Source organism: Rugamonas sp. FW305-51 (genome assembly GCF_058786935.1).
The window spans coordinates 136,784-156,204 of the sequence record NZ_JBYSZG010000010.1; the positions used below are offsets into that span (position 1 = coordinate 136,784).

Annotated in this window: 21 protein-coding genes and 1 tRNA gene; 10 read left to right on the forward strand and 12 right to left on the reverse strand. The window is 66.6% G+C overall.

The window, feature by feature from the left end; translation table 11 throughout:
- Positions 1-55: 55 nt before the first annotated feature.
- On the reverse strand, positions 56-496 hold the full coding sequence (locus tag AC3WOS_RS09900) for a nuclear transport factor 2 family protein (RefSeq protein ID WP_492715748.1): 441 nt from the start codon (positions 494-496) through the stop codon (positions 56-58).
- A 234-nt stretch (positions 497-730) separates the two neighbouring features.
- On the opposite strand from AC3WOS_RS09900, the gene AC3WOS_RS09905 reads away from it, so the two are divergent.
- Both AC3WOS_RS09905 and AC3WOS_RS09910 read left to right on the forward strand, forming a co-directional pair.
- Complete coding sequence (locus tag AC3WOS_RS09905) at positions 731-1,579, forward strand: GNAT family N-acetyltransferase (protein ID WP_492715749.1); 849 nt, start codon at positions 731-733, stop codon at positions 1,577-1,579.
- 123 nt (positions 1,580-1,702) lie between these two features.
- The gene (locus tag AC3WOS_RS09910) at positions 1,703-2,239 is read left to right on the forward strand and encodes a DUF2058 domain-containing protein (protein WP_492715750.1); all 537 of its coding nucleotides are present in this window, start codon (positions 1,703-1,705) and stop codon (positions 2,237-2,239) included.
- A 43-nt stretch (positions 2,240-2,282) separates the two neighbouring features.
- On the opposite strand, the gene AC3WOS_RS09915 is transcribed toward AC3WOS_RS09910, so the two are convergent.
- The 5 genes from AC3WOS_RS09915 to AC3WOS_RS09935 all read right to left on the reverse strand — a co-directional run bounded on the left by AC3WOS_RS09915 (position 2,283) and on the right by AC3WOS_RS09935 (position 7,001).
- Entirely contained in the window at positions 2,283-2,927 is a 645-nt protein-coding gene (locus AC3WOS_RS09915; protein ID WP_492715751.1) for a TetR/AcrR family transcriptional regulator, read from the reverse strand.
- Positions 2,928-3,011: 84 nt separating this feature from the next.
- Positions 3,012-3,800 carry an SDR family NAD(P)-dependent oxidoreductase gene (locus AC3WOS_RS09920; RefSeq protein ID WP_492715752.1) on the reverse strand — a complete coding sequence of 263 codons (789 nt, stop codon included), beginning with the start codon at positions 3,798-3,800 and terminating at the stop codon, positions 3,012-3,014.
- A gap of 137 nt (positions 3,801-3,937) precedes the next feature.
- Positions 3,938-4,318: a GFA family protein gene (locus AC3WOS_RS09925; protein WP_492715753.1), complete on the reverse strand. Its 381-nt coding sequence runs from the start codon at positions 4,316-4,318 to the stop codon at positions 3,938-3,940.
- A gap of 76 nt (positions 4,319-4,394) precedes the next feature.
- Positions 4,395-6,125 carry a bifunctional protein-serine/threonine kinase/phosphatase gene (locus AC3WOS_RS09930; protein WP_492715754.1) on the reverse strand — a complete coding sequence of 577 codons (1,731 nt, stop codon included), beginning with the start codon at positions 6,123-6,125 and terminating at the stop codon, positions 4,395-4,397.
- Positions 6,126-6,179: 54 nt separating this feature from the next.
- Positions 6,180-7,001, reverse strand: a complete 822-nt coding sequence (locus tag AC3WOS_RS09935; RefSeq protein WP_492715755.1) for a formate/nitrite transporter family protein — start codon at positions 6,999-7,001, stop codon at positions 6,180-6,182.
- Between the two features lie 46 nt (positions 7,002-7,047).
- Here AC3WOS_RS09935 and AC3WOS_RS09940 point away from each other — a divergent pair, with 46 nt between their 5' ends.
- From AC3WOS_RS09940 to AC3WOS_RS09950, 3 genes are read left to right on the forward strand one after another with little or no spacing between them, the layout of a single operon-like run.
- On the forward strand, positions 7,048-7,335 hold the full coding sequence (locus tag AC3WOS_RS09940; protein ID WP_492715756.1) for a hypothetical protein: 288 nt from the start codon (positions 7,048-7,050) through the stop codon (positions 7,333-7,335).
- Positions 7,336-7,382: 47 nt separating this feature from the next.
- Entirely contained in the window at positions 7,383-7,721 is a 339-nt protein-coding gene (locus tag AC3WOS_RS09945; protein WP_492715758.1) for a type II toxin-antitoxin system CcdA family antitoxin, read from the forward strand.
- On the forward strand, positions 7,708-8,016 hold the full coding sequence (locus AC3WOS_RS09950; RefSeq protein ID WP_492715759.1) for a CcdB family protein: 309 nt from the start codon (positions 7,708-7,710) through the stop codon (positions 8,014-8,016). The genes AC3WOS_RS09945 and AC3WOS_RS09950 overlap by 14 nt, the downstream gene beginning before the upstream one ends.
- A gap of 13 nt (positions 8,017-8,029) precedes the next feature.
- Here the strand turns inward: AC3WOS_RS09950 and AC3WOS_RS09955 are convergent, their stop codons facing one another.
- Positions 8,030-8,641, reverse strand: coding sequence for a LysE family translocator (locus AC3WOS_RS09955; protein WP_492715761.1), 612 nt, complete (start codon positions 8,639-8,641; stop codon positions 8,030-8,032).
- A 4-nt stretch (positions 8,642-8,645) separates the two neighbouring features.
- On the opposite strand from AC3WOS_RS09955, the gene AC3WOS_RS09960 reads away from it, so the two are divergent.
- Complete coding sequence (locus tag AC3WOS_RS09960; protein WP_492715762.1) at positions 8,646-8,843, forward strand: hypothetical protein; 198 nt, start codon at positions 8,646-8,648, stop codon at positions 8,841-8,843.
- 26 nt (positions 8,844-8,869) lie between these two features.
- On the forward strand, positions 8,870-9,754 hold the full coding sequence (locus tag AC3WOS_RS09965) for a LysR family transcriptional regulator (RefSeq protein ID WP_492715763.1): 885 nt from the start codon (positions 8,870-8,872) through the stop codon (positions 9,752-9,754).
- Positions 9,755-9,929: 175 nt separating this feature from the next.
- Here AC3WOS_RS09965 and AC3WOS_RS09970 read toward each other — a convergent pair whose 3' ends face one another.
- On the reverse strand, positions 9,930-10,946 hold the full coding sequence (locus AC3WOS_RS09970) for an aldo/keto reductase (RefSeq protein WP_492715765.1): 1,017 nt from the start codon (positions 10,944-10,946) through the stop codon (positions 9,930-9,932).
- Between the two features lie 105 nt (positions 10,947-11,051).
- Here AC3WOS_RS09970 and AC3WOS_RS09975 point away from each other — a divergent pair, with 105 nt between their 5' ends.
- Entirely contained in the window at positions 11,052-11,966 is a 915-nt protein-coding gene (locus AC3WOS_RS09975; protein WP_492715766.1) for a LysR family transcriptional regulator, read from the forward strand.
- A 163-nt stretch (positions 11,967-12,129) separates the two neighbouring features.
- Here AC3WOS_RS09975 and AC3WOS_RS09980 read toward each other — a convergent pair.
- From AC3WOS_RS09980 to AC3WOS_RS09995, 4 genes are all read right to left on the reverse strand, one after another.
- Positions 12,130-12,205 (reverse strand) — tRNA-Phe (locus tag AC3WOS_RS09980).
- Between the two features lie 75 nt (positions 12,206-12,280).
- The gene (locus tag AC3WOS_RS09985) at positions 12,281-14,638 is read right to left on the reverse strand and encodes a S9 family peptidase (RefSeq protein WP_492715767.1); all 2,358 of its coding nucleotides are present in this window, start codon (positions 14,636-14,638) and stop codon (positions 12,281-12,283) included.
- Between the two features lie 135 nt (positions 14,639-14,773).
- A complete protein-coding gene (locus tag AC3WOS_RS09990; protein ID WP_492715768.1) occupies positions 14,774-15,352 on the reverse strand; it encodes a hypothetical protein in 579 nt (192 codons plus the stop codon).
- Positions 15,353-15,742: 390 nt separating this feature from the next.
- Positions 15,743-16,540 (reverse strand): substrate-binding periplasmic protein, encoded by a 798-nt coding sequence (locus AC3WOS_RS09995; RefSeq protein ID WP_492715769.1) that lies wholly within the window; start codon positions 16,538-16,540, stop codon positions 15,743-15,745.
- A gap of 233 nt (positions 16,541-16,773) precedes the next feature.
- Between AC3WOS_RS09995 and AC3WOS_RS10000 the strand changes: the two genes are divergently transcribed.
- Together AC3WOS_RS10000 and AC3WOS_RS10005 are read left to right on the forward strand one after the other, a co-directional pair.
- Positions 16,774-17,028: a hypothetical protein gene (locus AC3WOS_RS10000; RefSeq protein WP_492715770.1), complete on the forward strand. Its 255-nt coding sequence runs from the start codon at positions 16,774-16,776 to the stop codon at positions 17,026-17,028.
- Between the two features lie 139 nt (positions 17,029-17,167).
- Complete coding sequence (locus tag AC3WOS_RS10005; RefSeq protein ID WP_492715771.1) at positions 17,168-19,225, forward strand: S9 family peptidase; 2,058 nt, start codon at positions 17,168-17,170, stop codon at positions 19,223-19,225.
- Positions 19,226-19,421: the final 196 nt, after the last annotated feature.

The window sequence follows — 19,421 nt, forward strand, 5'->3', positions numbered from 1 at the left end:
GTGCGGCGCCGCCGGGACCGGCATGGCCGGCGCGGCGGGCGCAGGTGGAACGAGGTCAGTGGTGCAGCGGTACGGTGGCGGCCGTGCCGGCCAGTTCCGGATGGAAGGCGCGGTCGCCGGGGGCCGTGTCGAAATAGGCCTGGAAGCGGGCTACCTTGCCGTCACGCATGGTAAACACGTGGACCCACGGGTTGTCGAAGCGGCGTCCGGTGGGCTTGGCGATCCAGGTGGCGTCGCCGGTGACGACCACCATGTCGCCCTCGGCGATGAACTGGCGCGCTTCAAACAAGACCGGCTGGACGGCCGCGTCGAGCTTGGCGAAGAACTGGCCTATGCCCTGCTTGCCGTGGTAGCTGCCGGCATAGGGCGTGTATTCGGAATCGGGGCTGACCCATTCCGCGTCGTCGTGGTACAGGTCCATCAGCTTGCGGATATCGCCGCTCTGGAACAGCCGGTAGCCCTGCATCACCAGTTGCTTGTTCTCTTGTGCATTCATGGCGTCTCTCCTGGTTCTCGTCCGCCCCGCGGCAGTCGCGGATGGTCGTGCCGGGAGTAGCCGATCAAATCAGCCTAGTGCGCGGGGGACGGATGTCAAGGTGGGCGCGGCATGGGCGGCCGGTGCGCGCAGCAGCAGGTGGGCCAGCCAGATTGGCGACTGGCGGTTGCGTGCGCCAATGGCGCGCCGCCGTGAAATCGCCTACAGTAGGACATCGCCGACCGATGGGAGCACATGATGACGCCCGAACCGATGCTGATCCGTCCCATGCAGCTGCAGGAGCTGGAAACCGTGCTCGACTGGGCGGCCGAGGAAGGCTGGAATCCCGGCCTGAACGATGCCGCCTGCTTCCACGCGGCCGATCCGGGCGGCTTCCTGCTGGGGCTGGTGGACGGCGAACCGGTGGCCAGCATCTTCGCCATCCAATACGGCACCACGTTCGGCTTTATCGGTGGCTACATGGTGCGGCCGGCGTGGCGCGGACGAGGCTACGGCATGGCCATCTGGCAAGCCGGCATGGCGCGCCTGGCCGGGCGCAATATCGGCCTGGACGGGGTGCTGGCCCAGCAGGGCAATTACGCCAAGTCCGGTTTCCACCTGGCTCACCGCAATATCCGCTACGAAGCCGTGGGCCGCCCCGGCGTGGACAACGCGGCAGTGCCGCTGGCGTCCTTGCCGCTGGACGAGGTGCACCGTTACGACCGCAGCTGTTTTCCGGACGAGCGCAGCCGCTTTCTCCAGTGCTGGATCACGCAGCCGGACTGCATCGCCGTTGGCCTGCCGGGGGAGCAGGGCGTGGCCGCCTATGCTGTGCTGCGACCCTGCCGCAACGGCTACAAGATCGGCCCCCTGTTCGCCGAGACGGCAGTGCAGGCCGAGACCCTGTTCCTCAACCTGCTGGGACAGGTGACGCCGGGCGTGCCGGTCTACCTCGATGTGCCGGAAGCGAACCCGGCCGCCGTCTCGCTGGCCGCCCGCCACCAGCTGCGGCCCTGCTTCGAGACGGCGCGCATGTACACGGGCGGATTGCCGGCGATGGATATGGCGCGCCAGTATGGCGTCACGACGTTCGAACTGGGCTAGGGTCCGCCGCTGTGGTGGCGGGGCCGGCAATTGGCGGTGGCGGCGCCAGGTTTGCTATGCTAGCGCCTTTGCGCCGGCCGGCGGCAGTGCCCGGCCGGCGACCCTAATTACGGAGCGGTAAGCATGGTTTCCTTGCAAGAGCAGTTGTTAAAGGCCGGCCTGGTCGACAAGAACAAGGTCAAGAAGGTCAATCAGGACAAGAGCAAGCAGAAGAAAGAGGAGCGCCGCACCGGCGCGCAGAGCGTGGACGAGGCGCGCCTGGCCGCGCTCGAAATCCAGCGCAAGAACGCCGAGCGGGCCCGCGAGCTGAACGCCCAGCGCGACGAGGCGGCCACCCAGAAGGCCATCCACGCCCAGATCGTCCAGATGGTGCAGCAGAACCGCCAGCACAAGGGCAAGGGCGACATCGCCTACAACTTCACCCATGGCACCAAGATCGAGCGCATCTATGTGTCGGCCGAGGTGCGCGAGCACCTGGTGGCCGGGCGCCTGGTGATCGTGTGCCTGGGCGACGGGGTGGAACTGGTGCCGCGCGTGATCGCCGACAAGATCGCCGAGCGCGATGCGACGCTGGTGGTGCGGGTCAACAAGACCACCACCGAAGTGGAGGAGGACGATCCTTACGCCGCCTTCCAGATTCCCGACGACCTGATGTGGTGATGGCGGCGCCGGCCGGGCGCAGTGTTACCTTCCGCCGGCCGGATCAGTCGAGGGCGGCCGACCACAGCCGCTCGACGGCCGCTTCCAGTTCGGCATGGAAGTCGCGTTCCAGTACCCGCAGCGCCGGCTGTTGCAGGAAACCGCGCAGCACGTCGGGAAAATCGAGCGCCTGCCACAGGCCCAGCGTCAGGGCATAGGTTTGCAGCAGCAGGGTGGCGCCCCAGCCGGGTGCGCGGGCGCGGGCGCGCCGCTCCAGCAGGGCGCCCGCTGCCGTCATGCCCTGTGCCAGGTTCAGCTTGAAGCGCTGCATGGCTTCCAGCGGCAAATTCTTTTCCAGCACGGTGTTGCCCAGCGCGGCCAGCCGCAGCAGGTCGCCGCTGTTGCGCACCAGTGCCGTGTACGCCTGCGCGTAGCGGGCCGCCGCGCCGGGCTGCTCCAGGTCCAGCTGCGCCAGCAGCGGCGCCAGCGCCGCGAACATGTGCGCGAAGCTGTCTTCCAGCAGGGCGACGAAGATTTCTTCCTTGGTGCGGAAATACAGGTACACCGTACCCTTGGCCAGCCCGGCCGCGCTGGCGATATCGGCCACCGGCGGCAGGGCGTTGCGCTCGCGATAGAGCTGGTGGGCGGCGTCGAGCAGCACGCGGCGGCGCTGCTCCCGGTCTTGCTCGGTCAGGACGGGGCGTCCCATGGGTTTCCTTAGCGTTGAATGGCTCCGGATTCTACAATGAATCGGCCTTGCCGCCGATCTCCCCGGCTGCGCCGCCGTGCCTGCTCAGTTCTTCATCAGCTGATAGGCCACGCGGCGCTGCACCATGCGCGGCATGAAGCGGTTGCCGAAGGCCGTGAGCGCGTTCAGCCAGCCCGGCACGATGGAGGCGCGGCCACGGTCGAGTGCGCGCAAGCCGATGCGTACCACGGCCGCGCTTTGCATCATCAGCAGGCGCTGGTACAGCGTGGCCCGCTGGCCGGACACGGCCAGGAAGCTGGTGGCCGAAATGCCGGGCGAGAGCACGGTCACGGTCACGCCCTTGGGGGCCAGTTCCTCGTGCAAGGCTTCGCCGAACAGCAGCACGTAGGCCTTGGTGGCGGCATAGGCCGCATAGGTCGGGGTGGCCTGGTAGGCGCCGATGGACGACACCAGCAGGATCTTGCCGCGCCCGCGCTGGGCCATGTCGTGCGCGAACGCGTGGGTCAGCTCCGTCAGCGCCACCATGTTCAGCTGCATCATGTCGAGCGTGCGGGCCAGCGGCTGCTCGAGGAACGGGCCCCACAGGCCATAGCCGGCGTTGTTGATCAGGATGTCGATGCGGATGCCGCGCGCATCGAGCGTGGCCTTGAGCGCGTGCGCCGCACCCGGCTGGGACAGGTCCACGCTTTCCACTTCGCACACGGTGCCGTACTGGCTGGCCAGTTCACGGGCCAGCGCTTGCATGGGTTCGGCGCGCCGCGCCGCCAGCACCAGTTGCGCACCGCGCGCGGCCAACTGGCGCGCGAAATCCACGCCGAAGCCGCTCGATGCGCCCGTCACGAGTGCCCACTGTCCTGCCAGATCCTGTTTCATCGCCACGCCCCTTCTTGGTTAAATGACCCTTAGTCATAATACTTGTAGTTTAATGACTGGCGGTCAGTTGTCAACCGATGGCTTAGAGGGCGGGCACTAAATGGCCGGTGGCGCGCCGCGCCGGGCGCGCTGCGCTGTCAGCGCGTGGGCAGCCAGGCGGGCTTGCTGTCGGTATGCAGTTCGCGCTCGACGGGGCCGTCGTACGGGGGCTCGAGCGTGCCCAGGGTGACCGCGATGCGGTCCGGCGCCTGCGTGCTGCGCCAGAACAGGGTGGAGCCGCACACGCGGCAGAAACCGCGCCGTCCATGGTCGGACGAGGCGTATTCCGTCACCAGCTCGGCGCCGCGTTCGAACGCGAAGCCGGCGCTGCCGACGTTGGCGTAGGAGCCCGACGCGGCGCCATGCTGCTTCTGGCACATGATGCAGTAACAATGGCTGGCGTCGCGCACCGGCAAGGCGGCCCGGTAGGCGACGCCGCCGCACAGGCAGCTGCCGTGCAAGTAGTGTGGGTCGTTCAAGTTTGCGTCTCCTCGTGATGGCTGGATAGCATGGTTGATGGTCCGCCCATGTTATCAGAACGGCACGGTGCGCGCGTCAGTGCCCCTTGAAGGCCAGGCTCAGCAGCAGCGCGAAGGCCAGCACGCACGACAGCCCTTTCCAGAACGCCAGCGGATGGCGTTCGATCAGCGGCGGACGCTTGCGGGCGAGGAAGGCCCGGTTCGGCTGTTGCAGGTCGTACAGGAATTCGGCCACGTCGTCGTAGCGCCGCAGCGGGTCCGGATGGACGGCCTTGCTGATGGCCTCGTCCACCCATGGCGGCACGTCGCGGTTGTGTTGCGGCGCCGGGGCGTAGCGCAGCTTGCGCTGGGACGCGCGGGTGCGGGCTTTCGGCACGTCGACGCCGTACGGCAGTGTGCCCGTCAGCATCTGGTAGACCAGCACGCCCAGCGCATACAGGTCCGAGCGCGCGCTGCCTTGTTCGCCGAGGAAATATTCGGGCGCCATGCATTGCAGCGCGCCCGGCACGGAGGCGTATTCGTCCTGAGCGGCGTATTCGCTGATGCCGGCCACGCTGGCGGCGCCGAAATCGATGATGGTGACCATGCCCGCGCCGTCGATCATGATGTTTTCCGGGCGCAGGTCCTGATGCACCATATCGAGCCGGTGCAGGGCGCGCAAGCCCTTCGCCACCTGGCCGACGATGGCGCGCACCGCCGGCAACCCCGGCCGCGGATGGTCGTGCAGCCATTGCGCCAGGGTCTGGCCCTCGACGAATTCGGTCAGCAGATAGAGGAAGTTGCGCGGGCGGCCGTGCGGCACCGGCTTGAGCACGTGCGGACTGTGGATGCGGCGCGCCACCCATTCCTCCATCAGGAAGCGTTCGACATAGGCCGGATCGCCCTGCAGGTCGGCGGCGGGCGCCTTGATCACCAGCCGTTGCCCGCTGTCGGGGTCATGCGCCAGGTAGATGTGGCTGCGGCTGCTGCCGTGCAGTTCGCGCACGATCCGGTAGCCATCGAACAGCTGGCCCGCTTCGAGCAGCGGCGGGAATGGCAGGGCCGCGTAGCGCCGCACCAGCTCGTCGGCCTCGGGGCTGGGCAGGGCGTCGATGCGCACCAATTGCACGGTCAGGTTGTCCGGGCTGCCGCGCTGGTAGGCGTGTTCGACGATGGCCTGCGCGGCCAGGTCCAGCTGCTGCGGCGTGGCCGCGATGGCGGCGGCGATCGCGGCGCCGTCCGTGTATTCGTAGACGCCGTCCGTGGCCAGCACGAACAGGTCGCCCGCCTCGATGGGCACGCTGCGGTAATCGATGTCGAGCTGGCCGGCCGCGCCCAGCGCGCGGGCCAGGTAACTTTGTCCGGGCGCGACCTGGATGCGGTGGTCGACCGTCAACTGTTCCAGCACGGCGCCGTGCAGCCGGTAGATGCGGCTGTCGCCGACATGGAACAGATGCGCGGTGGCCGACTTGATGACCATGGTGCTCAGCGTGCAGACGTAGCCCTGGTCCTTGTCGTAGCGGCCGCGCCCTTGCTGGGTTTGCGCGTAGAGCCAGGCGTTGGTGGCCGCCAGCACGCGTTCGGCCGAGGTCTTGACGCTCCACGCGTCCGAGGTGCAGTAATAGTCGTCGAGGAAGCCGGTCACGGCGAACTGGCTGGCGATCTGGCTGACGTCGCTGCCGCTGATACCGTCGGCCAGCGCGATGGCGATGCCCTTGCAGGTCAGTTGCGACCCGCGCGCCAGGTAGATGCCGTGGAAATCCTGGTTGACGTCCTTGCGTCCCTTGCAGGAGTGCTGGCCGGTGGAAATGGTGAGTTGCTTGGACATGGAGGGCGATGCCCGCGGGCGGCTGTGCGGCCGGCCCGCGGCACAGGCGGCAAGTTAGGCCGCCTTCTTGAGCGCGCGTTTTGGCAGGGTCTTGACGTGGGTAGTGTACAGCGTGAGGCCGGTGAAGGCCAGGCCGCCCACCAGGTTGCCCAGCACGGTAGGGATCTCATTCCAGATCAGATAGTCGAGGATGGAGAAATTCCCGCCCATCAGCATGGCCGACGGGAACAGGAACATATTGACCACCGAGTGCTCAAAGGCCATCGCGAAGAACAGCATGATGGGCATCCACATGGCGATCACCTTGCCGCTGACGGAGGTGGAGATCATGGCGCCGACCACGCCGGTCGACACCATCCAGTTGCACAGCATGCCGCGCACGAACAGCGTCAGCATGCCGTAGGCGCCGAACTTGGCGTAGCCCAGCGTGCGCGCCTCGCCGATGCCGGCGATGGTCATGCCGACCTTGCTCGGCTCGGTCTGGAAGCCGTTGGTGAACACGATGGCCATCAGGAAGGCGACCGTCAGCGCACCGAGGAAGTTGCCGACGAAGACCACGCCCCAGTGTTTGAGCACGGCGCGCAGCGTGACGCCGGGGCGCTTGTCGATCCAGGCCAGCGGCGTGAGGACCAGCACGCCGGTCAGCAGGTCGAAGCCCAGCAGGTACAGCATGCAGAAGCCGACCGGGAACAGCAGCGCGCCCACCAGCGGGATGCCGGTCTGCACCGAGCAGTGGACGGCGAACACGGCCGACAGCGCCAGGATGGCGCCGGCCATGTAGGCGCGGATCAGCGAATCGCGCGTGGCCATGTAAATCTTGGACTCGCCCGCATCGACCATTTTGGTGACGAACTCTGAAGGTGCCAGGTATGCCATGTTGTTCCTCTATCCTGAAATTATGGTGTGATTGGTAAAGTATTTCGTGGTGCTGAAATCACTTCTATCCATCACTAAGCAAGAGTCGGGCCGTCTGGCTGGCCGGGTGATGCGGGGCGCCGCGATGGTGCGGCGGCGCCAGATCCTGGTGCGCAAAGCAGCGGCGCGCACCATGGTGGATGCGCTTGCCTTGTTCTGGTGCGACGGGCGCGCTGCCGGGGTGCGCCTACCCATCGGCCATGTCGATGGTTTTGGTGACGCCATAGCGCCGCACACGTGTCTAGCTGTTTGCGCTACCGCATATGAAGTGGGGCTGCCGCTGGCGCCAGATTGACACGTCCCGGTAGGTGCCGCATGATCGCATGAAGACATGGAGGGCATATGTTGAAAGAAGTGGGCGCCAGCGGCCAGATCTCGCTGGGCAAGAAATATGCGGGCAAGTTGTATGACGTCGTGCTTCATGCCGACGGCAGGTTCGAACTGCTACCGGTGCGGGTGGTGACGACGGCTCCGCCCCAAGCGCCCCACCTCGTCCCCGCGCCGGACGGTTGGACGCCACCGGGGGGGTACGATGATTGCACCCAGTGGGCACTCGATAACCGGGAGGCGCTGGAAGCGTACGCGCGCCAGGTGGATGCCGAGGGAACTGCCGCAGAGCAACTCCAGCGCTTTTTAGCGGAACATCCTGACGCGATGACGGGCGACCATGGCGAGATTTGACATTTACGTCAATCCCAATAAGGCTGCCGGTCATCCGCTGTATCTGGATGTGCAAAGTAATTTCGTGCGCACCAGCACCCGATGGTGCATTCCGCTTGCGCGCTATGTTCGTCCGCGGCCCATCATCCAGGGCGCGCAAGCGCGCATTCAACTGCACACCCAGGAATACGTGCTGGACACGCCCAACCTGCTGGCTGTGCCAGCAATGCTGCTGCGCCAGCTTGCGGGCCGGTTGTCCGTGGGCGATCAGGCAGTTGCGGAGTCATGTATTGAATTTATGCTGCGTGGCTATTGACGTATGGCGGACCTTAAAGCGTGAAGGTCACCATCGTGACCCCGAATGCGCAGAACATGAGCGCACTCAGGCGCGACAGCAGGCGGGCCGTGCCGGGCTGGCTCAGCCATGTGCCGGCCCGGGCGGCGAGCCCGGCGTACAGTGCGTGGATCAGGATCAGCACCAGGCAATAGGTCGCGACCGCCAACGCCAGCCGCAGCGGTTGGCTGGCCTCACCGCCGGCGCCCTGGGCCGCTTGCGGCAGCACGGACAGGAAGAAAAACAGCGATTTTGGATTGCTGGTTTGTAATAGCGCCCCTTGCAGCAGGCGCTTGCGTCCCGCCCCGGCGGCCCGTTTGGCGCCGTTCCCCGCGCCGCCGGCATGGCCTGGCACCGTTTGCGGGCCGCGGCGCCAGGTCTTGTACGACAGATAAAACAGGTAGGCGACCCCGGCGTATTTCAGGAGCAGGAACAGCGGCTGCGAGGAGCGAATGAGCAGCCCGATACCGGCCGAACACAGCCCCGCCATCATGGCCGCGCCGATGGCCAGTCCCAGCACGCCATGCATGGCCGCCCGCCAGCCGCCGGCAATCGCATTGTCCAGCGTCATCAGCACGCCGGGACCGGGGCTGGCGACGGTGAACACGACCATGACCACGAAAAACCAATATGCCTCGCCCATCGTTCATCCTTTCCGTTCAGAGCGCGCCAGCCGCCGGCGGCGGCCGTGCGCGGACGGCGTCTGGGGCGCAATCGGCCCACAATCCGGCCGCGCCGATCGCCATCAAATTGAAATGATGAAATTTTTTGAGCTGGCGCTCAAACGAGATTTTGGTATCATGGGTTGAGTTTTTCTCAACACTTGCCCGCGCCCATGGCTATCCGTCCTCCGCTCAATGCTTTGTATGTTTTCTGCGTCGTCGTGCGGGAGGGCGGTTTCCGCCACGCCGCCCAGGCGCTGCACCTCACGCCGGGCGCCGTCAGCCGACAGATCCAGGCGCTGGAGGCGCACCTGAAGCAGGTGCTGTTCGACCGCAGCGCCGGCGGCGCGGCCACGCTGACGCCGGCCGGCAAGGCGCTGCAAGAGAGCGTGGGCGGAAAGATGGCGGCGCTGGAAGCGGTGCTCAATCCGGACGGCGGCGCCCAGCGGCAGTTCGCCATCCTGGTCGACACCAGCGTGACGCTGGCGATGCACTGGCTGATCCCCCAGTTGCCGGAGTTGCGGCAGCGTCACCCGCAACTCCAGGTGCAGATCCGCACCGTCGAGGGCGACATCGATCCGGCCTCGCCGGCCGACGTATTCCTGCGGCGCGACGCGGCCGAATTGCGCGGCTTGCCGGCGCAGGTCTTTTTGCGCGAGCGTTCCGTGCTGGTGGCGAGCCCGGCCTTCATGCCGGACCTGGCCGCGCGCGCGGGGGCGGACATGGGGTGGCTAAGCGAGCTGCCGCGCATCGGCACCCGCTCCAGGCCCGACCTGTGGCCGGCGTGGAGCAGGGCGCATGGCATGGATGCCGAGGCCCTGGCGCCGACCTGCGAGTTCGACAACACGGTATTGGCGATCCAGGCGGCCACGCAAGGCCTGGGGGCGCTGGTCGTGCCCGAGGCGTTCGTCGCGGCCATGCTGCAGATCGATGCGCTGCGGCGCCATGGGGCGGCGATCGAGACGGGGTGTTACTCGTTTGCGGTGGGCCGCAAGCAGGCTTCCTCGCGGGTGACGCTGTTTACGGACTGGCTACAGGAGCGGGGACGGGCGGCGTGACGATCGCCGCCGTCAGGACGTCACGGTCTGTCGGACCATGGTGGCGGGTCGCCCGGGCCGGCCGGCATTCGGGAACTGGACGGCAGGCAAGCGCGGCCTGGTGCAAATCGGCGCGTTGAGTTTCTTGCATCTCGAATCCGGAACCCGGAATAAGACCCGGGTGGCATCCGCTACCTTACAGGCGATCCCGGTCATGCAGGCGCTGCATCCAGTGGGGATAGGGCAGCTTGGGTTGAGAGACCTTGTGCAGACGTTCGCGCTGTTCGGGGAGCAGCACCAATTCGTCCGCCTTCAAGTTCTCGCTCAGTTGGGCCGCGGAACTTGCCCCGACGATGACCGTTGCTATCTCTTCGCGCCCGAGCAACCACGCCAGTGCGACCTGGGACGGTGTGCTGTCCAATTCCTGGGCAACGCTACGCAACGCGTGAACGATCGGATCGGCTGTCGCCGGGTCAATCGGCGGGAAGTCGAAGTGGGTACGGCGTCCGGCAGGCCGGCCGTCCGGCGCGGTGTATTTGCCGCTGAGATAGCCGCCGGACAAAGGACTCCAGACCATCAACGCCATGCCGTGCCTGCGCGCCGCGGGCGCGATCTCGTGCTCGATGTCGCGCGTCGCCAGCGAGTAGTGAACCTGAGCACTGGTGATCCTGGCCCAATGTGCCTGTGCGGTAATCATGTGCGCCTGTTCCAGTTCCGACGCCGTGAAATTGCATACGCCCACGTGCCGGATCTTGCCCTGGGTCACAAGATCATCAAGGGCACGCAGGGTTTCGTCCAGCGCTGTCAACAGGTCGCGGTCATGCAATTGCAGCAGATCGATGTGATCCCGGCCCAGCCGTTTGAGACTCGTCTCCACCGTATTGAAAATGTGGGAACGGCCCAGGCCTGCCTGGTTGGGGCCGGGGCCAGTGCGCAACCGTACCTTGGTCGCGACGAGCATGCGCGTTTCGTCGGCGGCGAGGTCTTTCAGCACTTGGCCGACGATGGTTTCGGACTGGCCTTGCGAATAGGCGTCCGCCGTATCGATCAGATTCACCCCGCGGTCGAGCGCTGTGCCGATGAGACGGGCGGCCTGTTCGCGACCGAGCCCGGCCACCGAGGCCCAGATGCCGGTGCCGGCGCCAATCGTCATCGCCCCGAGCGTCAACCTCGAAATCCGTAATCCAGACCGGCCCAAAGTGGTGTAGTTCATTCGGTTCTCCTCAAGGTATGGGAATGAACCGTAATGTAGGACGTTGTTCACCACTCGCCTAGACCGTAAAATGCGAAAATATTATTCGGCATAAGCGAGTAAAGAATGCGCATCGATCAATTGGCGGCCATGCGCCTGTTCGTCAGGATTGTGGAAGCAGCTTCCTTCGGCAAGGCCGCCCGGGCATTGGGGATGTCGTCGTCCAACGCGACGGAGCGGATGGCGCGGCTTGAACAGTCGCTTGGCGTGCGCCTCCTGGCACGAACCACCCGGGCTGTCGCACCCACCGAAGCCGGCAGCCGCTATTTCGAGGTCTGCCGGCGCCTGCTCAGCGAGCTTGACGAGGCGGAGGCGTCGCTCACGAACGCTCAGCAAGCGCTGGCCGGACGGGTCCGGGTGAGCGCCAACGTGTCCGTGGCGCGCTCCATCCTGATTCCACGCCTGCCGCAATGGTTCGCGGCGCATCCGCAAATCCATGTGGAGCTGGTCATGAACGATCAGCGCGGCGATTTTGTCCGGGACGGCATCGACTTCGCGGTGCGCATCGGCGGCCTGGAGGACCAGGACCTGGTACGCCGGCCCCTGGGGCGGCCGCGGCGCGTGACGGTCGCCTCCCCTGGCTACCTGCGCCTGATGGGGTGCCCAGAGCGTCCCCAGGATTTGCCGGGCCATCGCCTGATAGACCACCTGCTGCCGCAATCGGGCGAGCGGCTCGAATGGGAGTTCGAGGAAGACGGCAATTACATGCCGTGTTACCCGGAAACCATCGCAGCCGTTGGCGATGCGGACGCCCGATTGCAATTGGCGATTGCCGGCATGGGCATCGTTCAAAGCCTGAACTTCATGGTGGCGCCGGCATTGCGTGAAGGAAAGCTCGATCGCATCCTGTCGCAGTGGGAGACGCTGGCTCCCGACGTGTCGATACTGTATCCCCGAGATCGCCATTTGCCGGCGCGGACGCTGGCGACCATGGATGCCTTTGCCGGCTGGATCAAAGAGGCAATTCTCGCGTCGGCGTAAATCGCTTCGTCTGCCTCCGCGCGCCATGATGGGGGTAGGTTCTGACGCAACTTCTCGTACCGGAACCGGAAATGGAAATGGAAATGGACCGGAGCCAAGGAGCCGCAATCCACAAAACAAAAACGCCCACTGGCATGAGTGGGCGTTGCGTGAGGGATGTTCTTGGTGGCCCGGGGCGGAATCGAACCACCGACACAAGGATTTTCAGTCCTCTGCTCTACCAACTGAGCTACCAGGCCAAGGGCCGCAATTATAGCAGGCGGGTGTGGGGCGCCGTCAAGGGTGAATTTTTCAACGCCGCCACACCCTTGCCATTATTTCAGCGTGCGCTCGAACAGCTGGTAGATGCGGCGGTATTCGTCGTACCAGCTCTCCGGCTGCACGAAGCCGTGCCGTTCCACCGGATAGCTGGCCAGTTCCCAGTGATCCTTTTTCAGCTCGATCAGGCGCTGGGCCATGCGCACGGAATCCTGGTAGAACACATTGTCGTCCACCATGCCGTGGGCAATCAGCAGGTTGCCGCGCAGCTGGTCCGCGTATTCGATCGGCGACGACAGCTTGTAGGCCTGCGGGTCCAGCTCCGGCGTGTTCAGGATGTTGGCGGTGTAGTCGTGCTCGTAGCTGGTCCAGTCCGTCACTGGCCGCAGCGCCGCGCCGGACTTGAACACGTCCGGCGCCCGCAGCAGGGCCATGAAGGTCATGAAGCCGCCGTAGCTGCCGCCATACACGCCCACGTTGCCGGCGTCGCCCTGGTGCTGGGCCACCAGCCAGTTCACGCCGTCCAGGTAGTCTTCCAGTTCCGGATGGCCCATCTGGCGGTAGATGGCCGTGCGCCAGGCGCGGCCGTAGCCTTCCGAGGCCCGGTAGTCCATGTCCAGCACGAGGTAGCCTTTTTCCACCAGCAGGTTGTGGAACATCTGCTCGCGGAAGTAGTTGGGGTAGCGCCGGCTGACGTTCTGCAGGTAGCCGGCGCCATGCACGAACATGACGATGGGGTAGCGCTTGCCCGCTTCCAGCTGGGCCGGCCGGTACAGCTTGGCCCAGATGGGCGCGGCGCCGTGGGTGGACGGTACGGCCACCAGTTGCGGCTCGATCCAGCTGCGGGCCTTGAAGTCGGCCGAGCGGGTGTCCGTCAGCACGGTGGGCGCGCCGCCGGCGGCCGGCACGGTGGCCAGTTGCGGCGGCAGGTAGCTGGCCGAGTAGCGCAGCAGCACCTTGCGCCCGTCCGGCGACAGTGAGAAGTTTTCCACTCCGCCCAGGGCCGTCACTTCGCGCAGGCCGCCATCCTTGACGGCGGTGGCGCACACTTCATAGGTGCCGGGCAGCTTGGGGTTGCAGATGAAATAGACCTGGCTGCCATCGGCCGTCCATTCCGGCTGGCTCGCTTCCCAGCGGCCAGAGGTGAGGGCGCGCGGCTGGCCGCCGGCGGCCAGCGTGTACAGGTGCGAGTAGCCGCTCTCTTCGGACTGGTACCACAGGGTGCTGTTGTCGGGCAGCCAGCCGAAGTGGTTGCCGCGGTAGTTGATCCAGGCCGGGTCCGTCAGGCGGTGCACGCTGGCCAGGGTGGCGCGGGCCAGGTCGACGGTGGCGATCCAGCGGTCCTTGTTGTCGATGGCGCGCACCATGACGGCAGCCCGGCTGCCGTCGCCGCTCCATTGCAGCACGCCGTCGTCCGGGTCCACGCGCACGGGGCGGTTGCCTTTCAGGGCCGGCAGCTTCTGCGCCGCGCGCAGCTCGGCCAGCGGGTCGGTGGCGATGCCGGGCAGGCTGTCATACGGCAGCTCGCGCACGGTGCGGGTGGCCAGGTCGACCAGCTTGAGCGTCTGCGGCACGGGGCCGTCGTGGGCCACGCGCTGGCGCTGGTCCACCGCTTCCTCGAAGCCGGACTCGGTGACGAAGCGGGCCATCTTGTCGCGCGGCGCCTTGGCGCTGTCGCGCGGCGTGGTCACCACCAGCAGGTAGCGCCCGTCCGGCGACAGGGCGCTGCCGCTGATGTCGACCTTGTCGCCCAGGTAGACGGGCAGGGGCGCGCGGGTAGGATCGGCGCGGCGCTGGGCCTGGCCCTGTTCCCGTTCCTGCTCCCGTTCCTGTTTCTGGCGCGCCACCGTGGTCAGCAGGCGCAGCTGCAGGTCGCGCAGCAGGTCGGCCTCCGGCCTGGCGTCCGGGTCCTTGACCGTGCGCAGCAGGGCCACCGGCGTCACCAGGCGCTCGGCGCGGCTCCAGCTGTACCAGTCCTGGCCGATGCGAAACTGCACATGGGCGCCATCGGCCCCGTACTGGGGCGCGGCGGCCGGGGTGCTGCCGCGCACGATCTGGGTCAGGGCGCCCGTCTTCAGGTCGCGCTCGAACAGGTCACCGTTGCGCAGCAGGACGGCGCGCGAGTGGTCGCGGTTGTACACCATGGCCGGGCTGTCGATGCCGGCCAGCTGGCTGTCGCCGACCACGGCCGGCGCGGCCGTGCCGGCCTGCCAGATGTCGCGCAGGGGCGAACCGCTGCGTTTTTGCTTGAAATAGAGGTGGCGGCTGTCCCAGCCCCACCAGGCGGCCTCGACTGGCGTGCCTATCCAGTCGGGATGGGCCATGGCCTGGTCGAGCGTGATCGGGGTGGGGGTGGCCGCGGACGCGGCGCCGGCCGCCAGCAGGGCGGCGGCAAGAGGCAAAGCAAAACGCATGGTGGAGGTTCGCTATTCTGTTGGGTGAACGGGAGCATGGGATCGCCATGCGGCCACGATTCTAGCCCAAGAGTGTCAGCGGGGAAACACCGGCGCGCGGCGGCGCCAGTGTCGTCTGGCAGGCAGCGGGGCGCTTCAGCCGGCCGGCATCAGCTGTGGCTGGCCGCCGCGGTAGTTGGGGCGTGCGCGCGGCGCCGGCTGGCGCTCGGTCGTTCCGTCTGCTTCATCCTGGGTCAGGAACATGCTGCCGATTTCGAACCATTCCTCGCTGCGGATCACGCGCTGGGCCAGCGGCAGCAATTCCCGCTCTTCCTTGTCCAGCCGTTGCAGCAGGTTCTGGCAATACATGTCGATGGTGCGGCACAGGAAGGTGCCGTGCACGGCGCTGCGGCGCATGGCACGGCGCAGGCATTTGCGCACGGCCGCCAGCATGGTCTTGCCCAGGCGGCTCAGCGATTCGAGGTCGGCCAGCAGGGGGCCGGCGTCGCCCGTGGCGTTGCGCACGGCCGGCATCAGGCAAGCCTCTACCTTGCGCTGGTGGCGCGCTTCGGCGAAGCGGGCCAATTCGTCTAGCTGGGACTGGATGTACACAGGGTCGAGTTCCTGCGGCTTGCGCGCCATGGTTTGCACGTGGTGCAGGAGGCGCGAGATGAAATGACGTTCTTTCTTCTGTTCAATTGACAGGGTCAACAGGACATAGGTTGCAGTGAGCATAGCTTTTCCCGGAATACGTCTGACTTCGGCTGCGAGGCATACGTTGAGTGGTGGCCGGGCCAGGTGAAAAAAACATCACCTTAGCGCTGTCGGGCACGCCATCAACGTCTCTTTACAATTGTTCACAACTATCCGTGTGGCACAACTTGGGTAAAAAAACCTGCAAACTTTTTGGCCATCCTGGCGCTTGCATTGCCGGCGTGTAAAACGTATTGCGGGGCGCTAAGCCGGCGGAAGCGCGTCGCAATGTGGGGCATGAGCGAGCAATTATGCGCCTGATTGATGCCGGAAAAAACAAGTATTATCGGCAAGATCGCAAAAAAATATGCGCCTCACTCTGTGCCAGGCGGGCCGATGCCGGCCGCTGTTGCGCCGGTGCCGCATCGGCCGTTACGGCGGCGCCACGCCGGCCGCGGCCGCCTGCTGGCGATAGGGGGCCGACTGGCGCACGGCGCCGATGGCATGCCAGATCGCTTCGATGCGCTGTGGGTCGCGCTCGTAGGCGCGGCGGCTCATCATCAGGTGGAAGGCCAGCACGGCATAGGGCGGGGATGCCTGCTGCACGCGGTCGCGAAAGCGCGGGTCGGCGCGGGCCAGCCGGCTCGCTTCCGCGCCCTGCAGCACGGCCACGTCGAACAGGCCGCTCGCCAGCAGGCGCAAGCCGTCGTCGGCCGACTTGACCAGCTCGCGCGGCTGCAGGCCCTGGGCCCGCAGGTTGGCGCCGATCAGGTAGCCGGACTGCACGGCCACTTCGCCCCGTGGCGCGCTGAGCTGGTGGCCGTCCCAGCTGGCCTGGCCGCCCACCCGCAGGAACACGTTGACGTCATCCTGGTACAGGGCGCGGGCCGGATCGGCGCTGCCGTCGGGCAGCGTGGGGACGATGGCGTAGCGCCGCCGCGGCCCCGCGTCGGCGGCCGCGATCACGCCGTCCACCGTACCGGCCCTGAGTTCCTCCATGCAGCGCCGCCACGGCTTGGCCGCGTAGCTGAACTGTTCGCCCAGTTCGCGCTGTACCCGGTTGAGCAGGTCGAAATTGAGGCCGGCGGCGGCTGGTACGCTCCATGGCCGCTGCGCCACGTCCTCGAAGCACAGCGTCAGCGGCGCCTGCGGCGCCGCGTGCGCCGCGCTCACCAGCGCTGCCAGCAGCGAACCCAGTAGCCATGCGCGCATCGACTTGCCAGTTGCCATAGTCCGATCCTGTGGAGGTCCAAGCGTGCACGGAGCACCGCCATGACTTCAGGTTAGCATGACTTTTCACCGCGCTGGTATGGTCGCGCCATGCGCGGCCGCTTTTTGTAGTCCGGCCGGCCAGCGTGACAGTTTTGGCGGCAGGCAGAAAAAATATGTATCGGAATTTTTCAATAATGCTAGGATGATAATTCGCTGCATCCCCCCCCAATCCGGAATGGAAGGTTATCGCTATGTCTCACATCCCCCTGCGCCTCTCCCTGTTGTCCGCTGTCGCGGCGGCACTGTTGTCCGGCTGCGCCAGCGCGCCGGCCGACACCACCGTCGCCACGGCCGAGCCGGCGACAGCTGTCGTCAAATGCCGCAGCAGCGAGGCCGCCACCGGCACCTCCATCGTGCGCAAGGACTGCTCGAGCACCAACAACGTGAGCACGGTCGACCCCCATGAAATGATGGAAAGCAAGCGGGTGGCCCTGCCCAACCGCTAAGCGCGCTTGCGTGGATCACCAGCAATATCTGCACCCCGATAGTGTGCAGTTTTTACCGCGTTGATGGCGAAGTTGGTATCATGTCCGGCTCGCCGGCGTCCTGCCGGCCTTTACTGATACTTACGTCGGAGATCAACCCATGACATTACGTCTGTTGCTGCTGGGAACGGCCGTGGCGGCCTCCAGCGCGCTGGCCGCGCCGCGCGGCTTCACGGTGGAAGATATGGTCAACATGGAGCGCGTGGGCGCGCCGGTGCTGGCGCCGGACGCCAGCCGCGTGGTGTACACCGTGCGTGCCACCAACCTGGACAAGAACCGCGGCAACACCCAGCTGTGGATGCTGGACCTGCGCGCCGCCAAGCCCGTGCCCCAGCGCCTGACCCAGAGCGACGCCAGCAGCACCGACCCCGAATGGTCGCCCAAGGGCGACGCCATCTACTTCCTGTCGTCCCGTTCCGGCTCGCAGCAGGTGTGGCGCTTGCCGCTGGGCGGCGGCGAGGCGATGCGGGTGACGGACTTGCCGCTGGACGTGGACAACTTCCGCCTGTCGCCCCAGGGCGACCGCCTGGCCCTGAGCCTGGCCGTGTTCCGCGACTGCCCCGACCTGGCCTGCAGCAAGGCCAGGCTCGACGCCCAGGCCAAGACCAAGGCCAGCGGCCACGTGTACGACCGCCTGTTCGTGCGCCACTGGGACACCTGGGCCGACGGCCGCAACGCCGTGCTGTATTCGGCGCCCATCGACGCCACCGGCAAGGTCAGCGCCGCGCCCGTCAGCCTGAGCGGCACGCTGGATGGCGACGTGCCGTCCAAGCCGTTCGGCGACCATGCGGAATACCATTTCAGCCCGGACGGCCAGAGCATCGTGTTCTCGGCCCGCATCGCCGGCAAGACGGAAGCGTGGTCGACCAACTTCGACGTCTACCAGGTGCCGGCCGCCGGCGGTACGCCGCGCAACCTGTCGGCCGACAACCCGGCCTGGGACAGCAAGCCCATCTATTCGCCGGACGGCCGCACCCTGGCCTGGCTGGCCATGGACCGGCCCGGTTTCGAGGCGGACCGTTTCCACCTGGTGCTGATGGATGTGGCCTCGGGCAAGCGGCGCACCGTGGCCGGCGACTGGGACCGTTCCATCGCCGACTATGGCTGGAGCCCGGACGGCAAGCAGCTGCTGGCCACGGCCGACGACGTGGGCCAGCACCGCCTGTTCGCCATCGACGCGGCCAGCGGCAAGGTCAGCGCGCTGAGCGGCAAGGGCAGCGTGCACGGCTTCGACGTGCAGCGCGACACGGTGGTCATGGCGCGCGCCGACCTGGCCTCGGGCGCCCAGCTGTACAAGCAGAAACTGGGTGCGGCGCCGGAGCAGGCCGTGCAGCTGACGTGGCTGAACGCGCAGGCGCTGGCCGACGTCAAGATGGGCGAATATGAGCAGTTCTCGTTCAAAGGCGCCAACGGCGACACCGTGTACGGCTACGTCACCAAGCCCTGGAATGCCGCGCCCGGCGCCAAATACCCGGTCGCTTTCCTGGTCCACGGCGGCCCCCAGGGCAGCTTCGGCAACGCCTGGAGCTACCGCTGGAACCCGCAGGTGTACGCGGGCGCCGGCTATGCCACCGTGTTCATCGACTTCCACGGCTCGACCGGCTACGGCCAGAAATTCACCGACTCCATCAGCGGCGACTGGGGCGGCAAGCCGCTGCAGGACTTGAAGCTGGGCCTGGCCGCGGCGGCCCAGCGCTTCCCCTGGCTCGACACGGGGCGCAGCTGCGCGCTGGGCGCCTCCTACGGCGGTTACATGATGAACTGGATCGAGGGTAACTGGTCCGACGGCTTCCGCTGCATCGTCAACCACGATGGCGTGTTCGACACGCGCGGCATGGCCTACGCCACCGAGGAAATCTGGTTCACGGAATGGGAAAACGGCGGCAGCTACTTCAACGTGCCGCAGAACCATGAAAAGTTCAATCCCGTCAGCCTGGTGACGAACTGGAAGACGCCGATGCTGGTGGTGCAAGGCGACCAGGACTTCCGCATTCCCACCACGCAAGGCCTGGGCACGTTCACGGCCCTGCAGCGGCGCGGCATTCCCAGCAAGCTGCTGATGTTCCCGGACGAGAACCACTGGGTGCTCAAGCCGGCCAACTCGCTGCTGTGGCACCACACGGTGCTGGACTGGCTGGACACCTACCTCAAGCACTAAGCCGGCCAGACCGGGCGCCGCGTGCGCCATGACAACACCCCGCATGCCCCCGGCCTGCGGGGTGTTGTCATTTGGGGCCGCGTGCGCGGCGGCAAGGTGGTCCGGCGGGCGCGCGTGAAGTGGCTCTATCGGCAACGAAATTTGGCGCGCAGAATGGGGCCTCTTCGATCGCCGGCCCGCTGCGGCGGCCGGTTTC

Coding starts and splice junctions, on each gene's coding strand:
- AC3WOS_RS09950 (WP_492715759.1), top strand. CDS start 7,708: ATGGCGAGATTTGACATTTACGTCAATCCCAATAAGGCTGCCGGTCAT.
- AC3WOS_RS09900 (WP_492715748.1), bottom strand. CDS start 496: ATGAATGCACAAGAGAACAAGCAACTGGTGATGCAGGGCTACCGGCTG.
- AC3WOS_RS10005 (WP_492715771.1), top strand. CDS start 17,168: ATGACATTACGTCTGTTGCTGCTGGGAACGGCCGTGGCGGCCTCCAGC.
- AC3WOS_RS10000 (WP_492715770.1), top strand. CDS start 16,774: ATGTCTCACATCCCCCTGCGCCTCTCCCTGTTGTCCGCTGTCGCGGCG.
- AC3WOS_RS09990 (WP_492715768.1), bottom strand. CDS start 15,352: ATGCTCACTGCAACCTATGTCCTGTTGACCCTGTCAATTGAACAGAAG.
- AC3WOS_RS09920 (WP_492715752.1), bottom strand. CDS start 3,800: ATGAAACAGGATCTGGCAGGACAGTGGGCACTCGTGACGGGCGCATCG.
- AC3WOS_RS09910 (WP_492715750.1), top strand. CDS start 1,703: ATGGTTTCCTTGCAAGAGCAGTTGTTAAAGGCCGGCCTGGTCGACAAG.
- AC3WOS_RS09945 (WP_492715758.1), top strand. CDS start 7,383: ATGTTGAAAGAAGTGGGCGCCAGCGGCCAGATCTCGCTGGGCAAGAAA.
- AC3WOS_RS09965 (WP_492715763.1), top strand. CDS start 8,870: ATGGCTATCCGTCCTCCGCTCAATGCTTTGTATGTTTTCTGCGTCGTC.
- AC3WOS_RS09905 (WP_492715749.1), top strand. CDS start 731: ATGATGACGCCCGAACCGATGCTGATCCGTCCCATGCAGCTGCAGGAG.
- AC3WOS_RS09915 (WP_492715751.1), bottom strand. CDS start 2,927: ATGGGACGCCCCGTCCTGACCGAGCAAGACCGGGAGCAGCGCCGCCGC.
- AC3WOS_RS09970 (WP_492715765.1), bottom strand. CDS start 10,946: ATGAACTACACCACTTTGGGCCGGTCTGGATTACGGATTTCGAGGTTG.
- AC3WOS_RS09935 (WP_492715755.1), bottom strand. CDS start 7,001: ATGGCATACCTGGCACCTTCAGAGTTCGTCACCAAAATGGTCGATGCG.
- AC3WOS_RS09960 (WP_492715762.1), top strand. CDS start 8,646: ATGACCACGAAAAACCAATATGCCTCGCCCATCGTTCATCCTTTCCGT.
- AC3WOS_RS09985 (WP_492715767.1), bottom strand. CDS start 14,638: ATGCGTTTTGCTTTGCCTCTTGCCGCCGCCCTGCTGGCGGCCGGCGCC.
- AC3WOS_RS09930 (WP_492715754.1), bottom strand. CDS start 6,125: ATGTCCAAGCAACTCACCATTTCCACCGGCCAGCACTCCTGCAAGGGA.
- AC3WOS_RS09995 (WP_492715769.1), bottom strand. CDS start 16,540: ATGGCAACTGGCAAGTCGATGCGCGCATGGCTACTGGGTTCGCTGCTG.
- AC3WOS_RS09975 (WP_492715766.1), top strand. CDS start 11,052: ATGCGCATCGATCAATTGGCGGCCATGCGCCTGTTCGTCAGGATTGTG.